Annotated in this window: 15 protein-coding genes; 6 read left to right on the top strand and 9 right to left on the bottom strand. The window is 57.4% G+C overall.

The annotated features are described in order from the left end of the window. Nucleotides 1-49: 49 nt before the first annotated feature. Nucleotides 50-1081, bottom strand: coding sequence for a hypothetical protein (locus JAO32_RS09140; RefSeq protein ID WP_334239597.1), 1032 nt, complete (start codon nucleotides 1079-1081; stop codon nucleotides 50-52). 452 nt (nucleotides 1082-1533) lie between these two features. On the opposite strand from JAO32_RS09140, the gene JAO32_RS09135 reads away from it, so the two are divergent. Both JAO32_RS09135 and JAO32_RS09130 read left to right on the top strand, forming a co-directional pair. Then, the gene (locus JAO32_RS09135) at nucleotides 1534-1881 is read left to right on the top strand and encodes a PadR family transcriptional regulator (RefSeq protein WP_334239596.1); all 348 of its coding nucleotides are present in this window, start codon (nucleotides 1534-1536) and stop codon (nucleotides 1879-1881) included. An 18-nt stretch (nucleotides 1882-1899) separates the two neighbouring features. After that, nucleotides 1900-4644: an ABC transporter permease gene (locus JAO32_RS09130; RefSeq protein ID WP_334239595.1), complete on the top strand. Its 2745-nt coding sequence runs from the start codon at nucleotides 1900-1902 to the stop codon at nucleotides 4642-4644. Between the two features lie 8 nt (nucleotides 4645-4652). Here JAO32_RS09130 and JAO32_RS09125 read toward each other — a convergent pair whose 3' ends face one another. Both JAO32_RS09125 and JAO32_RS09120 read right to left on the bottom strand, forming a co-directional pair. Next, nucleotides 4653-5714 carry a hypothetical protein gene (locus JAO32_RS09125; protein ID WP_334239594.1) on the bottom strand — a complete coding sequence of 354 codons (1062 nt, stop codon included), beginning with the start codon at nucleotides 5712-5714 and terminating at the stop codon, nucleotides 4653-4655. 54 nt (nucleotides 5715-5768) lie between these two features. After that, nucleotides 5769-6344: an HIT family protein gene (locus tag JAO32_RS09120; RefSeq protein ID WP_334239593.1), complete on the bottom strand. Its 576-nt coding sequence runs from the start codon at nucleotides 6342-6344 to the stop codon at nucleotides 5769-5771. Between the two features lie 77 nt (nucleotides 6345-6421). Here JAO32_RS09120 and JAO32_RS09115 point away from each other — a divergent pair, with 77 nt between their 5' ends. Beyond that, the gene (locus tag JAO32_RS09115) at nucleotides 6422-6643 is read left to right on the top strand and encodes a hypothetical protein (protein WP_334239592.1); all 222 of its coding nucleotides are present in this window, start codon (nucleotides 6422-6424) and stop codon (nucleotides 6641-6643) included. Between the two features lie 4 nt (nucleotides 6644-6647). On the opposite strand, the gene JAO32_RS09110 is transcribed toward JAO32_RS09115, so the two are convergent. Further along, complete coding sequence (locus JAO32_RS09110) at nucleotides 6648-7271, bottom strand: hypothetical protein (protein WP_334239591.1); 624 nt, start codon at nucleotides 7269-7271, stop codon at nucleotides 6648-6650. Nucleotides 7272-7467: 196 nt separating this feature from the next. Between JAO32_RS09110 and JAO32_RS09105 the strand changes: the two genes are divergently transcribed. Next, entirely contained in the window at nucleotides 7468-7716 is a 249-nt protein-coding gene (locus JAO32_RS09105; RefSeq protein WP_334239590.1) for a hypothetical protein, read from the top strand. Nucleotides 7717-7800: 84 nt separating this feature from the next. On the opposite strand, the gene JAO32_RS09100 is transcribed toward JAO32_RS09105, so the two are convergent. The 3 genes from JAO32_RS09100 to JAO32_RS09090 all read right to left on the bottom strand — a co-directional run bounded on the left by JAO32_RS09100 (nucleotide 7801) and on the right by JAO32_RS09090 (nucleotide 10169). Next, on the bottom strand, nucleotides 7801-8367 hold the full coding sequence (locus JAO32_RS09100) for a nuclear transport factor 2 family protein (RefSeq protein WP_334239589.1): 567 nt from the start codon (nucleotides 8365-8367) through the stop codon (nucleotides 7801-7803). A gap of 195 nt (nucleotides 8368-8562) precedes the next feature. Beyond that, on the bottom strand, nucleotides 8563-8850 hold the full coding sequence (locus tag JAO32_RS09095) for a putative quinol monooxygenase (protein WP_334239588.1): 288 nt from the start codon (nucleotides 8848-8850) through the stop codon (nucleotides 8563-8565). Continuing rightward, entirely contained in the window at nucleotides 8847-10169 is a 1323-nt protein-coding gene (locus JAO32_RS09090; RefSeq protein ID WP_334239587.1) for an adenylosuccinate synthase, read from the bottom strand. Before JAO32_RS09090 ends, JAO32_RS09095 begins: the two co-directional genes overlap by 4 nt. 160 nt (nucleotides 10170-10329) lie before the next feature. Between JAO32_RS09090 and JAO32_RS09085 the strand changes: the two genes are divergently transcribed. After that, nucleotides 10330-10656: a hypothetical protein gene (locus JAO32_RS09085; RefSeq protein WP_334239586.1), complete on the top strand. Its 327-nt coding sequence runs from the start codon at nucleotides 10330-10332 to the stop codon at nucleotides 10654-10656. 166 nt (nucleotides 10657-10822) lie between these two features. Beyond that, nucleotides 10823-11980, top strand: coding sequence for a hypothetical protein (locus JAO32_RS09080; protein WP_334239585.1), 1158 nt, complete (start codon nucleotides 10823-10825; stop codon nucleotides 11978-11980). 4 nt (nucleotides 11981-11984) lie between these two features. On the opposite strand, the gene JAO32_RS09075 is transcribed toward JAO32_RS09080, so the two are convergent. Together JAO32_RS09075 and JAO32_RS09070 are read right to left on the bottom strand one after the other, a co-directional pair. Then, complete coding sequence (locus JAO32_RS09075; RefSeq protein WP_334239584.1) at nucleotides 11985-12347, bottom strand: YidH family protein; 363 nt, start codon at nucleotides 12345-12347, stop codon at nucleotides 11985-11987. Between the two features lie 44 nt (nucleotides 12348-12391). Then, on the bottom strand, nucleotides 12392-13882 hold the full coding sequence (locus JAO32_RS09070) for an aryl-sulfate sulfotransferase (RefSeq protein ID WP_334239583.1): 1491 nt from the start codon (nucleotides 13880-13882) through the stop codon (nucleotides 12392-12394). Between the last annotated feature and the right edge of the window lie 378 nt (nucleotides 13883-14260).

Below are 14260 nucleotides of genomic sequence, written 5' to 3'. Positions count from 1 at the left end.
CATCCTAGTGGATGAACGCGACCTGTCGTTCATGGGCACCTCTACAACTTCAGCGAGCATCGGGCCTCGCTGCGGCTGTCGTTGCCTTCGCCTGTTCTTTCAGCAGCTTGCCGTATTGTTTCGCCAGCTTCTTGGCCACAACATCGGCAACACCAGTACTCTCTGATTCCGTACGCACCGCTGCCTTAATCTCTTCCGTCTTCACGGAAGCTGCCATCGCATCGGTATAGGTCACAGCAAACCGCATCTGCGTCGCGCTGGTGAACATTCCAATTGGCCCTGTCGCCGCACGCACCACCTGGTTGCCCTTTTTGTACCCCTCAATGGCCACAGCAATGGTGTAGTGCGGGCACGCCATGCCATGCACGATCTCGCCTTCGCGGTAAACCGAACCAACATCCTTCACCGCCTTCAAACGATCGATCATGTGCTCATACACCAGCGCACGATAGGCAGCAGGCACTTCCACGCTTTTCCACTCCGGCCGTTTCACCAACACACTGCGTGGATCCACCGGGTTCGTGCCGCATCCCTCCGTCGCCACTGGCGCAACCGCAACCGGCTCAACCTTGAAGTGTGCCAACGCCTTGTCTGCCTGCATTGCCGGCAGATAGAACACCGCGGAGTGCATACCGCCATGCGTATCCCGGAACTCCACCGTCAACATATCCACCCGATGATGCATCACTGCAGCCGCCGCCAATCCACCGCCCTGCGGAATCGCCATCCGCAGCAGTCGTCCTCCCGTCCCCCACAACTCCACACGATCATTTCCCGCGCTCACTGCGGTAATGGAGTTCCGCGGCAATGTTGTGTTGAATGTTTTACCCGTGAAGGTCAACCCTGTCGCATCCAGCGTCAGCGTTCCCTTCTTGCTCGGCTTCACCTCAGGAAAGCCATACGCATGCTGCGCACTCGTGGCCTGCCACTCCACTGCTGCGGCGGCTGGCGGAGCTGCTGCCAAAGTCTCAACGCGTTGCGCAGACACTAAGACGGCACAGAGCAGCAGCAGGAACGCAGGAAGGAACCGGCTACCGATCGCTATAAAACTCGTTTTAAGACGCTGGATAAATTCGCTCATGAACACAATATACATACCTACTGGTACGTATTTATTAAGAATCAAAGATTTCTTTTGCTCGTGGAAATTCTGTCAAGCCCCTGAACCATCTAAAAGACTCATTCCAATACAAATAGAGCTGGCATGTTTCCCTTCCAGACTCACTACAATAAAAGCAGGGCTCTGTTCGAACGCCACGGCCATAGACGGGGGCGATCCTTGCATCGCTTTAAGTCCTTTGAAAAGACGATTTTGCCCCTAAACCCAATGGGCAGACGATTTTACAGACACTCGCGCCGTAACCCCAATAGAAAGACGATTTTGCAAAATCAGGGGGGAGGGGGGAGGGTTACCCTCCCGACGAAAAGCGGCAAAAGAAAAACTCTCTCCTACCTCTTGACCATCAAGAGGAACTCTGCGACCCTTTGACCATCAAGAGGAGACTCCTCTTGTCGATCGAGAGGAAGTCGCGCATGGGTCAACACGACGTGGTTCAGGGCACGCTGGAAATGCTCATCCTGAAGACTCTGGCCTTGGAACCGACACACGGTTACGGCGTCGCCACACGCATTGAGCAAGTCAGTCAGGGCGTCTTCCGCGTCAATCCCGGCTCACTGCTGCCCGCTCTGGCGCGCATGGAACAGGCCGGAAGTGTGAAGAGCGAATGGCGCACCAGCGAGAACAACCGTCGCGCCAAGTACTACAAGCTGACCGCGCGCGGCCGCAAGGCGCTCGCCGCCGAGGAAGAGACGTGGAATCGCCAGGTCTCCGCGATCGCCCGCATCATGCAGGCCAGCGCAAAGGCCACTTCGGAAGCCTGATCCCAACCTGAGGCCATCATGCCAATGCTCACCAACCTGATCCGCGGAATGAAGAGCCTGTTGCGTTCGGCCAACGTTGAGCGCGATCTGGACGACGAGTTACAGGGGTTCCTTGACGAGTCCATGGCCGATAAGCAGCGCAGCGGCTACTCGCCGCAGCAGGCCGAACACCTCGCCCGCGTGGAAATGGGCAGTACCAACACTGTGAAGCACCACATACGTTCTGTGGGCTGGGAGACACGCATGGAGAACCTGCTGCAAGACATTCGCTACACCATCCGCACACTGCTCCGCAGCCCGGGATTCACCGCAGTCGCCGTCCTCTCACTTGCACTCGGCATCGGCGCGAACACCGCCATCTTCACCCTCATCCGCCAGGTGGTCATGAAGCAGCTCCCGGTACAGAACCCGCAGGAGTTGTACTCCTTCGGCGCAGCCGGTGCAGGTGGAATGCTCGGAGGCGTGGATATTGGCACCGTCGAACTGTTCCCATACGACTTCGCCCGCCAGCTCCAGCAGCAACCCGGCCCGTTCCAGAGCACAGCCGCATACAGTAGCTTCGCCCCCATGGTGAACATCCGCATCCCCGGCTCGGCAGAGGCCATTCAGGCCCCCGGCAAGCTGGTGACGGGGAACTTCTTCCAGGTGCTACAGGCATCGCCGCTATTAGGCCGCACCCTCCAACCATCCGACGACACGGTGAAGAACGGCAACCCCGTCACTGTCATCAGCTACCACTTCTGGCTGCAATCCATGTCCGCGGACCCAACCGTGGTGGGCAAGACTATCACCATCAACTCCATCCCCTTCACCATCCTCGGCGTCATGCCGGAAGCCTTCCACGACCTGAAGTATGGTGTTCGCCCCACGGACTTCTGGTTCCCACTCACCATGGCGCCGTCCGTCATGGTGCAGGACAACATCCTGGAACGCGACCACTACTTTCTGGACATGGTGGCGCGCCGCAACCTCACGCATTCCCTCACCGCGGATCAGCACTGGCTTGACAGCCAGATGCGCAACTACGCTCGTGCAGCCGCCGGTGCCACCCTATCCCCCGCCCGCCAACAGGAGATCGACCACATCACCACCCCCCTCACCTCTGCGGCGCGTGGACTGTCCTCCCTGCGCAATCAATATGGCGATTCGCTTTTGATTCTGAGTGTGATCGTTGCGGTCGTTCTGTTGATTGCCTGCGCGAACCTTGCGAACTTTCTACTGGCACGCGCGATTGCACGTCAGCGCGAAGTGTCTACGCGACTTGCGCTCGGTTCCAGCCGCGCACGCATCCTGGGCCAAAGCATCCTCGAAGCACTCACCCTTTCACTCACGGGTGGATTGCTGGGACTTGGCTTTGCCTTCGTCATCACACGTGCGCTCATTGCCTTCGTAATGCGTGGATCACCCGATACCGTTCTCAGTGCACATCCCGATGGTGTTGTATTGTCCTTCACCTTCGCCATCTCCGTAGTTGCAGGCCTGCTCTTCGGCCTTGCACCGGCACTGCAGTTCGCACGCTCAGCCGCGGGTCCAACCACGTTGTCACCGTCCACGCGCAGCACAGCCAACAGTAGTGGACGCTTCTGGCCCAAGGCACTCATCACCTCGCAGGTCGTGCTTGCGCTACTGCTATTGGTGGTTGCAGGACTCTTCCTGCGTACGCTACGCAACTTGCAGGACCAGAGCCTCGGCTTTGAGCGTACACATCTGCTCATTGCGGAGATCAAGCCAGACATCGCCGGATACACACCGGAGAACGTACCCGTCCTGAACCAGCGCATGCTGGAGTCTCTCTCTGCGATTCCTGGCGTGCGTTCCGCATCTCTGGCGGATACGCCTCCCATCAGCAGCGGCGCATGGCGATCCAGCATGCACCCCACCGGCTATACCCCAGGACAAAACGAGGAGATGGGCGCACTACTGAGGCGCGTCTCTGGCCGCTACTTTGAAACGACGGGGGTTGAGATTGTGTCAGGCCGAGGCCTCGCCCCGTCGGATACATCCACTGCGACGAAGGTTGTGGTGGTGAACCAGACGCTGGCGAATAAGTATTACCCCCACGGTGATGCCATCGGACGCACAATCGGCGTGGATCTCGACACCAACGGCCCATGGAACATCGTCGGCATCGCGAAGGATACGCGCGCGCTTGACCTTCGCGGCGCAAAGCAAGAGCCTCTGATCTATCTCCCCATCGTGCAACTCTCAGGCGCTCATGATAGCTTCGCGAATATCATCCTGGTGCGTACTGTAGGCGATCCTACGATGACCACGCGTGCTGTGCGTGGCGCATTGCATTCCGTCGATCCGAACCTGCCCATCTTGAACATCCGCACGATGCAGGAGCACCTGGACACGTTCACCAGCAGCGAGACGTTGATCTCACGCCTGACCAGCACATTTGCCATCCTTGCGGTGTTGCTCTCAGCGATTGGTCTATACGGTGTGATGAGTTTCAATGTCGCGCGCAGAACCAACGAAATCGGCATTCGCATGGCTCTGGGGGCTAGCAATAGCGGTGTGCAGTGGATGGTACTTCGCGAATCACTCTGGTTGCTGGCGATTGGCTTGGCCATCGGCCTTCCGGCTACTCTGATAGTCGCGCGCTTTCTGCGCTCACAGCTTTATCAGATGAGTCCGTTTGATCCCGTCGTGTTTGCCGCCGCAACGATTGGCATCGCCATCGTCACAATCGTGTCTACTTGGCTGCCTTCACGACGCGCTGCCTCCATCGACCCCATGGTTGCCCTGCGCTACGAGTAAACCGCAACTCATCGTTTTGTGTGCGCTACTTCCAATGGCGGAGCAGTGCTGCGATTCTGCAGCCATTGCAGCGAAACCCCTTGCGCCTTCTCTGCTGCACCGGCTGGCAAATGATCGAGGTCAGGCATGTAAATCTCAACACCAGCTTGAGCAGTGGTGCGCATGGTGCCATAGATGAGCTGTGTTTGATAATTCACCAGGTCCAGATCGAACCAGGCATCATTGGTAGCATCCACGAGAGTTAGGTCGGCCTGCTTCATGGTTAGCTTTCCAAACGAAACAGTTCCGCCGGAGAGACGCAGAAAATTATGCCACTGAGCCAACTGCTCCGCACTTTCGGTCGCATTGCCATAGATCACTCTTGCTCTGTCATTCATCAGTTGCACTGATGTGATGTGGCCGTGAATGTGCGGCGGCGGCAGCAGCATCTGCGTATCCAAGTAGATATCGTCACCGGAAGCCTGCAGTCCAGGTACCGTCGTGTTTGGCATCAGGTCATTCAGTTTCAGATGGAACAGACCAAACAAACCCTTCATCGGAATCTTCAACACATTCAACTTCTTCACATGAAGTTTCAACCGTCCGTCTGGAAGCGGCGTTAGCTCTGCATCCAATCGAACCGGGACTCCCTTGTGAGCGATTCCCTTGATCTGCACTTCGCCGTCATGATTTTCCACCTGGAGATTTTTCAGCGGCGGATCACCCCTCTGCCCGGAGTTCAGAAATTCTGCAATGTCTGAAAGTTTGGCATCCACCATGCCCTTCTCAATCTCCAGCACAAAGGATTCCGGTATATCCAGGTCTGGCACACGATCAGCTTGTGTACGCACCATGCGGCCGCGAATCCATCGCACATAGACACGGAAATGCGCCCCTTTGCGCAGCAACACGTTATGGGCCCACAGGCGAGTCTGCTGGTTATCGGGTGTCGCAGGAGCTGGTCCCGCTGGCTCTGTAACGGTTTGGGTCACATTCACTGTGCGCTTTGTCCTGCGCCCCAGCCAAAAGGCAAGCGCCAGCAAGACAAGCAGACCTATAGCAGCAAATACCCGCCAACGTCGGAAATCCATTGCTGCGATGGATGCACAAATTGCCCACTCCGCCGTATGCAGCGCGCAAATGCACTACGCTGTGGGCAAATCAAGCGCAACGCGCAAACGTTCCCAAGTGATGTCGAGCGACTCCGGCAGCACACGCGTCTCTGCCGTCGCCGTCATGAAATTACTGTCGCCAAACCAGCGCGGCAACACATGGAGATGAAGATGTTCTGCAACACCCGCCCCTGCCGCTTCTCCAAGATTCATGCCCAGGTTGATCCCGTCCGGGCGATAGGTAGCACGCAATGCTGTCTCCATCCGCTGCGACAGCGCCATCATCTCTATCGCCGCTTCTGATGGAAGCTTCGCAAGCGAATCCAAATGCTGATAAGGCACCACCATCACATGACCGGATGTGTAAGGAAAAGCATTGAGGCAGATGAAATTATGCTCTGCCTGCAGAAGAACACCGGCGGCTTTCTCTGCTTGTGGCGCAGGCATTACGCCTTCCCGAATGGCCCACTGCACAGAACCAATCATGTTCAGGAAGACGGAGCGGTGATCCTCCGGATAGCCATCCAGTTCCGCGGGAACGCCCTGCCGCAACCTCTTCTTATCGCCGGTGATGTACGCGTAGCGCCACGGAGTCCAAAGCCTATCCATCACCGCAGTATAACCAGCGGTGATGTCTCATCTTTCCGCAGCCATGCAAGAGACCCAAAATCACCGATCTGCATCCCATGCAGCACAGGGTACGACTGCAAGTGGCCATCTTTCGCATCATCACGTATCTGATTCATGCCATGGCGGCAGCGATTGCTGCTCTGGCTGTCGCCATCCTGTCGCACCTGCTTCCAGTGCTATTGATTGCTGTGGGAACACTGGTAGCCATTGCGATCCTGTGCACATCCTGTGGCATTCGCGGCTTCGCATTCTTGCGCCGGCGCAAACAGGACGAATAGACGTCTACCGCGGCCCTTGCCCCGCACCAAACCGATACGCTGCACCAACAGATACACGACCGCTCCAGGTGGAACCGCTGTCCAACACCGGCGTATTCCAATGCTGCGCCTGAACGTCTGCTTTCAATGAAATGCGGGTTGCAATATCCAGTTCCACACCGCCGCCTGCACCATAAATGTTCGAAGCGGTCTGCGCATACAGCAGGTTTCCGACGGCATAGCCACCATTCTGATAGGTCATCTGCCCTCGCCCAAACAGGCCGTCTACATAGGGTCGTATCAGGCGCCCAGACTCGTAGGACAATCGCGCGCCGCCAAGGATGTCCTTCTCAGCGACGATATTGCCGCTGTTCAACGGGTAGCTGCCACGCACTTCCGCGGCAAGCATGTAATTTCCAAACGAGTGAAACCCAACATCCACGCCGGCTGTAAGCGTCAGGTTCTTGCCGCCATTCGAGAACGATGACCGCGAGTAACTACCTACCCCTGTGGAGGTCCCGCCGACCATCACAAAGGCCGAAGGAACAAGTGTGCGGATCGCCGTAGGCTGATTTGCTTGAGCAACCGCGTTGAGGTTCGTGCCAATAAGTAAACAAGCTGGAAGAAGAAGAAATAAAACAGGCTTCACAGAGTTAATTATCACCGTTTCAAAGTGAAATTAGCTTTCCAGCGCATTGCGATGGAAGTAACACGACATGCTCTTGCGTATGGCATTTAACGACACGCCGTCGGCTCTTGAGTAGAAGGGCAACTCGATCGCAGCTTTCTCCATCCCAATCTGCATGGGCGCGTGCTGCTCCAACTCTGACATTCGGGAGATTTTTATGATCGGGACTCAACGTTCCTGGCGCACCGATGCAGGCATCCGACCCGGCTCCACTCTTCGCCGGTCGGACTCCTCCGAGATGGCTGCTTCCCTTCCGGGACGCCGTTCTGCCATCGCCATGTCTGAACCTGAAGATGCACAACTGACCGGTATGACGCGCTCCCTCGATCGCCGTCTGCTGGCCCTCAACCTCAAGCCCGTCGCTTCAGCCTCATCCCAGCCCACTACGACTCTGAAAGTGGCATAGACGGGCCCAGTCCTCCCCAGGGTACATAAAAGCCCCGTAAATGTGCGGGGCTTTTCTTGTCTTCAAATCGGATAGCGCAGGCGATCAATGTTCTTGGTTCGGCCGCATGCTCAACGGAGTTCCGCGGTGCATGCCCATCTCATCCGGGCCGGAGACACGCGTCGCCTCCAGGTTCAACACACGCCACTGTCCATTCGCGGCACGTCCATACACCTTGGTATAGCGGAAGACGGCATTCACCGGGTGGCTATCCAGCTGGCCCAGTACGCGCACCTGCGACACCACCACCGCAGCGGACGGCTGCATCCGCACCTTAATGTCCATTACGTCAATGGATCGAAAGCTGTTAATGCCGGAAGTCACCCGTTGCAGATACTGTTGCTTGTCCGAAAGCGTTCCATTCGCGGAGATAGCCAGAAAGTCGTCTGACATCAGCTTTTCGAGCACAGTCGTATCCGATTTCGTCAGCGCCTGCAGCCAGCTTTGCTCCAGCAATTCAATCTGGTGCGACTCGGCTCGACGGTTTTCCTTCTTCGGTTTGGCAGGCTTGTCAGCGCAGGCATTCAGTACGACGCTGCCGCACAGGAGCAGACACAGAACCGCGGCGACTGCGCGGGTGTAGCGAAACGGGATGTCCATGCGCCAGTGCATTGAGAATCGCATCCTACTCGGAGGATTCTGGTTTCGTCAAAACAGTTGCACGGAACTGCGTGGAACAAAGGCTGACCGGCAAATTCGGCCAGCCGTTTCCCAAACCTCACAGATAAGTGCGTATCGTCATCCTGCCGCAAATCGAACGTCAAGTCCATGCTTTTCGCAGGGACGCTCGGCGCAATCCGCAGTGAGTTAGACGATCTCCTGCAGCGTTTCGAGTGTACGCTCGCGCATCTTGCGATACAGGCCGTTTGTGGCGTACTGATCAAAGTGCCCCGACGAACGGTGCGCCTCCAGTGCCTCGGCGTCCCGATACTGCTCGTAGATCACGATGACGTCAGGATCAGTTTCCACAGAATGAGCTACGTAGTTCACGCAGCCCGGCTCCTGGCGCGAAGCCGATCCAAGATTCTGCAGGATGGAGCGGATTTCCGCGCGATCTTCCGGCGCAAAGCGCATGCGAACGGTAAACGAGATCACAGTCCCGCCTCCACATTCGTTGCTGCGTCAAACTCCGGCACAGAGAAGGTCTCGTTACGATCCGGACCAGTGCTGACCATACCAATGCGAGCGCCGCTGTTCTCTTCCAGGAAGCGCAGGTACTTCTGAGCATTCGCCGGCAGCGACTCAAAGTTCTTGGCACCCACCGTCGACATCTGCCAGCCGGGCAGATTCTTGTACACAGGCTCGATGTGCGCATAGCTGCGAACATCCGCCGGGATAACGTCCGTCTCGACACCGTCAATGCGGTAGTGCGTGCAGACCGGAATCTCCTTCAGCGAATCCAGCACATCCAGCTTGGTCACCACCAGCCACTCCGTACCGTTCACCATGTTGCTGTAGCGCAACAACGGCAGATCCAGCCATCCGCAGCGACGCGGACGTCCCGTCGTAGCACCGTATTCCTGGCCACGTGCACGCAGTTCGTCGCCCACTGCAGTGAAATCTTCGGTCGGGAAAGGACCTTCGCCCACGCGTGTGACATACGCCTTGGTCACGCCAATCACAGTGCCAATCGTCGTCGGCCCCACACCCGTGCCAATCACCGCACCACCCGCAGTTGCGCTGGACGATGTGACAAACGGATACGTCCCGTGGTCGATATCCAGCAGAGCGCCCTGTGCGCCCTCAAACATCACGCTCTCGCCGTCCTTGATGGCCTTGTTCAGCAGAACAGCCGTGTCCGTGACGTACGGGGCAATCTGTTCCGCGTAGGCTGCGTACTCTTCGTAAATCTTCAGCGGATTCAACGGCTCCGTGCCGAACAGCGCATGCGCAATCTGGTTCTTCTCATTGCAGGCATTCGTAATGTGCGTGCGCAGAAGCTGCGTGTTCAGCAGGTCCACAATGCGCAGACCGTTGCGGTGCATCTTGTCTTCGTACGCCGGTCCAATGCCGCGCGATGTGGTGCCAATCTTCGTGCGTCCCGGTGCGTTCTCTGCAGCCAGTTCGATCATGCGGTGGTACGGCAGGATGACCTGCGCGCGGTTCGATACGAACAACTGTCCGTCGACCGGAAGGCCCTGTCCCTTCAGCATCTTGATCTCGTTCAGAAGAGCCGCCGGATCCACCACCACGCCGTTGCCGATGACGCCCAGGCAGCCTTCACGCAGCACGCCGCAGGGGATCAGATGCAGAACAAACTTCTTGCCATCAATGATGACCGTGTGGCCCGCGTTGTGGCCGCCTGCATAGCGCGCAACTACTTTGTAACGCTCGCTGAGGACGTCGACGATCTTTCCCTTGCCCTCATCGCCCCATTGCGCGCCCAGAACCACTGCTGTCTTCTTCATAGCCATCTAAAAAATCTCCACACGCACACACCACTGAACCGGCCTGCTACAGCGCCGCCGAGGACTTTCGCGCAATGTCAATTGGATGCGTTCGACAGGCGAACGGGGACGAACTGCCGCCTGCCTCATTTTATACTGGCCGCCTGTACCGCAGGAGATCGTAATCATGGAGACACCCGAAACCAGCTTTCACGCCTGGGTTCTTACCGGTAATGCCCTTAACCTCCTGCTGCGAGGCGTCGCCGCAGATGCCTTTGCCAATGCCGCCGTGCGGGAGCACCTGATGCGGCTCGATGAGGACCTGAAGGACTTCCCGCCCGACGAAATGCTCACCCGCCTCCACGCCCTGCCGAAAGAAAACAAGAAGTTGCTGGCAACCGCCTGCCGGCAGGCGATGACGCTCGCCGGGGAAAACGTCGAAGTCATGCTGGGTCTCACGCTGGAAGAGGCCGAAGCCGTCCTGCGTCTTCTCGAACACGAGAGCGGTCGCTAACAAAGCACCTCTCTGAAAATCGGCAAACCAAGCGCATTCATCGTGCGTCCATCCTCCCGTTACATCCCTTGCACCGTGTTTTGTGCAAGCATTCGCTTTCTGATGACCTTCCATTCGCACACTGCGCCCAAGCTGAGGGCAGACAGCGCCTCGGCGGGAGCACACCATGAAAGCGACGCACACGACCATCTCGTGCCTCTGGAAGAACGAGGGAGCACCCTCTGCATACACCACGGGTGTCTCCCTTCACAGCCACACCAGCATGTCGGAGGAAAGCCTCTCCTTCATTCACGATATGAGCCAGGGTTTACCGCTGGTTAAAAGACTGTTCGATCACTACACCGCCAAGTGCCGCGACCAGCACGGCTTCATACTCGACTTTCAAAGCGCGCACTGGCGTCCGCCGCTACGCCCCCTGATGGCGTATGACCTGGAAGAGAACCAGATCACCGAGCTGGGGCTGAAGCCGCTGGTCTCCATCAGTGATCACGACAACATCGACGCGCCCATGCAAATCCGCATGGTGCCGCACGCCCGCACCGTACCCGTCTCCGTGGAATGGACCGCGCCGTGGGGACGCACCTGCTTCCACCTGGGCATTCACAACCTGCCCACTGCGGATGCACGCGCATGGATGGATCGCCTGGCCGCCGCCACCGCTGGCACAGACGAATCCGAGGTGGAATCCATCCTGCGTGATCTGCATGCCATTCCGCAGGTGCTCCTCATCTTCAATCATCCTCTGTGGGATCTCTACTCCGTAGGCAACGAAGTCCATATGGCTGAGGTGCATCGCTTTTTGGCCGCAGTGGGCGACTGCATGCACGCCATCGAACTCAACGGCCTGCGCCACGCCAGTGAAAATCGTCAGGTGAGCGCGTTGGCACGCTCCACCGGCCATCTGCTCATCAGCGGTGGCGACCGCCACGGTCTGGAGCCGAACGCAAACATCAACCTGACCCACGCGCAGAACTTCCATGAATTCGTGCACGAGATTCGCGTGGAACGTCGCAGCCACGTGCTGTTCATGCCGCAATACGCGCAGCCCTGGAAGCGTCGCATTCTCGCATCCACGCTCGATGCGGTCACTGACTATCCCGATTTCATGCCGGGATGGCAGCGCTGGGATGAGCGCGCCTTTCACAAAGACCGCGAAGGTGTCATGCGCCCCATGAGCGAGCTATGGGAAGGCGGCAAGCCACCACTCCCTCTCCTGCTCGGCGTACGCGCCGTGCGGATGGCGCGACACGGAACAGTCGCACGCTCCATTGGCGTCGCGTTTCCAGGCAAAAACGACTTCCGTCCCGACTACGAAGTTCTGTAGCCGCTCAGCGCGACACCAGAAGATAAACCGACATGACGGTCCCAATGAGAGCCAGCAGTGTCGCAACGACAATCGCCGTACGCGATACAACTGGCTTCCATGATCCTTCGCGCAACTGGCGAATAAGCTGGATGTGCTGTGCGATGGATACCACCAGTACCAGCACGCCCAACACAACCACCGCATCACCGACGTAAACGGAAGGACCTGTCCGCTCATCACCGCGCATCTGCCGCAGAAACAGCGCAAAGCGTGCAATCGCAAAGCCGACGCCCATCATCGAAAGGCCCGTACGTATCCACGCAAGAAACGTACGTTCCGCGGCCAGGTAGATGCCCGGATCATCGTGCGGCGAATCTGCCATCATGTCTCTCTTCGTTCAGGCGTTGCCACACACTTCGCGTGCGGCTCTCACCACTGTACGCCGGGATACAAACTAGGCCATCGTTCTCCCCGATAGATCCATCCATTCGTGATCGACATAGACCAGACCGTCTGTGGCGACTGCTGATTCGTCACCTCAAACACAGCAGCGTTCGTTCCTGTCAGGCCCGCCAGATCATAGTGCACATTCCCATTGCTCAGCACCGTGGTATTACCGCCCCACGAGGAATACAACGAAGGATCAAGCACCTGCCGAAACACATATTGCGCAGTCAGCTTATCCGGATTGATCTGCACAATGGGAATGGCCGTGTAGCAATAGTTGCCAGCAGTCACAGGACAACTTGCACCAGATGCAAACTGTCGATCATCGCCATTGTCCATCAATGCAATCTGCATGTTGTTCTGCGCATCCGTGGAGAGATACTCCGCAGCATGCTGCGAATAAAACCAATCCTCAGGTGCTGTATCCGGGCTGCCGTCAGAGTTGAGCAATGTGAAATCACCACCCGGCCCCAGCTTCCACTGGATTGCTCCATTGCCATTGCCGTCGGCGTAGTTGATCTTCAACACCCAGTTCTGATGGCGCAAGGAATACAACAGCGATCCATCCGCAGGCACATACGAAAGCGAGTTGGCATGTGTCCAGTCTGGAAAGCCAAAAGGCTGACGATTCACATCAAGATGATCGAAGGTGTTCCAAAGCCAGACAGGCTGCAGGTTCGTATCCAGATCCACAATCACATCGCCAAGCACGGTGGTTGCGGACGTTGTTCCAGAGAGCACAATGGACTCCTCCGTCGTTGCATCCACGATGAAGTGTCCATTGCCTAGTGGCGACACCTCATGGGAGAACGCGCCCAGCGTCAACGTAGAACCTTTCGCAGCAAGCCGGCTGTTCAAATCACCAATCGTAAGGCTGCGCACCACATCACCTGCAAGGTTGATCTCCCGCAGTTCCGATACGCTATCCACACCGGTGCTATTGGTAAGTAGTGTGCTGGAGTTATGCGCCAGCAACATGAGCAAGTCACCATTGCTCAACTGCCGTATGGGAAACGCAGTAACTCCCTCTTCCTGATCGGGATACATATATGTCCAGATAATGTTCCCCGCTAGGTCCGTAGCAACAGGCGCAGGAATACCACCATCGTTGATGCCATCCAGCATCTCAATGCCGGGTTGCGGTGTTGCTCCAGAGGCCGTCTGCGTAGTGATGGCGCCCGTGAATTTGCAAGGCACGCATCCTGTGGTGAAGGTCTGATCCGCGTCCTTCATCTGGCCGCTGGTCCCGGTAAATACGGCCTGCATGTGATACGTGGTTTGCGCCAGCATCCCCGCCACCAGAATCGTTACCGCACCACCTGAAGTCGTCACGGCAGAAGTGCTGCGGCCATAACTTGTGTCCGTACCAAACTGCACAGCAACCGTTCCGGCAGAAGGCGCGTTATAGGTGTAGCGCGCCACCTGTGGATTGTCTGTGACAGCCACAGTCGTGGAATGCGTAACGGCACCCATTGTGTGACAGTTCGCTCCACAACCAGTTAGAAGAGACGCGCCAACACATAGGCAGAGCAACCACATGGCACACTTCATCGAAGAACGTCCTGTTGACGAGCAGGAAAACACCCTCGCAAACATACGAGTTCGTTACCGCGGGGTAAGCGTTCCCGCAGTTTGCCTTGCCACGTCGATTTCAGATGAAGACATCACGACGCGTCGACAACGCCCGCATCATGAAGTCCGCACGTTGTGACGCAGCACCTCGCCACCAGCTAACAAGGGATTACACAATGGCGCGATCTCTTACGCGTCAATTGTTGCCATGAGCGCAGCCCCAAAAAGAAAGGCGCACAGAGCAATGCTCCGTACGCCTTCCCTGAAACTGCAAATAGC

This window comes from Terriglobus sp. ADX1, from assembly GCF_036877645.1.
Classification (GTDB): domain Bacteria; phylum Acidobacteriota; class Terriglobia; order Terriglobales; family Acidobacteriaceae; genus Terriglobus.
This window is presented reverse-complemented; position numbering and strand designations above follow the sequence as displayed.

Bases quoted from the DNA above. Each gene is read 5' to 3' on its own strand.
- JAO32_RS09140 (WP_334239597.1), bottom strand. From the start codon at position 1,081: ATGAGCGAATTTATCCAGCGTCTTAAAACGAGTTTTATAGCGATCGGT.
- JAO32_RS09115 (WP_334239592.1), top strand. From the start codon at position 6,422: ATGCAGCACAGGGTACGACTGCAAGTGGCCATCTTTCGCATCATCACG.
- JAO32_RS09090 (WP_334239587.1), bottom strand. From the start codon at position 10,169: ATGGCTATGAAGAAGACAGCAGTGGTTCTGGGCGCGCAATGGGGCGAT.
- JAO32_RS09105 (WP_334239590.1), top strand. From the start codon at position 7,468: ATGATCGGGACTCAACGTTCCTGGCGCACCGATGCAGGCATCCGACCC.
- JAO32_RS09135 (WP_334239596.1), top strand. From the start codon at position 1,534: ATGGGTCAACACGACGTGGTTCAGGGCACGCTGGAAATGCTCATCCTG.
- JAO32_RS09075 (WP_334239584.1), bottom strand. From the start codon at position 12,347: ATGATGGCAGATTCGCCGCACGATGATCCGGGCATCTACCTGGCCGCG.
- JAO32_RS09120 (WP_334239593.1), bottom strand. From the start codon at position 6,344: ATGGATAGGCTTTGGACTCCGTGGCGCTACGCGTACATCACCGGCGAT.
- JAO32_RS09085 (WP_334239586.1), top strand. From the start codon at position 10,330: ATGGAGACACCCGAAACCAGCTTTCACGCCTGGGTTCTTACCGGTAAT.
- JAO32_RS09130 (WP_334239595.1), top strand. From the start codon at position 1,900: ATGCCAATGCTCACCAACCTGATCCGCGGAATGAAGAGCCTGTTGCGT.
- JAO32_RS09100 (WP_334239589.1), bottom strand. From the start codon at position 8,367: ATGCACTGGCGCATGGACATCCCGTTTCGCTACACCCGCGCAGTCGCC.
- JAO32_RS09070 (WP_334239583.1), bottom strand. From the start codon at position 13,882: ATGGGTGCCGTTACGCATTCCACGACTGTGGCTGTCACAGACAATCCA.
- JAO32_RS09125 (WP_334239594.1), bottom strand. From the start codon at position 5,714: ATGGATTTCCGACGTTGGCGGGTATTTGCTGCTATAGGTCTGCTTGTC.
- JAO32_RS09080 (WP_334239585.1), top strand. From the start codon at position 10,823: ATGAAAGCGACGCACACGACCATCTCGTGCCTCTGGAAGAACGAGGGA.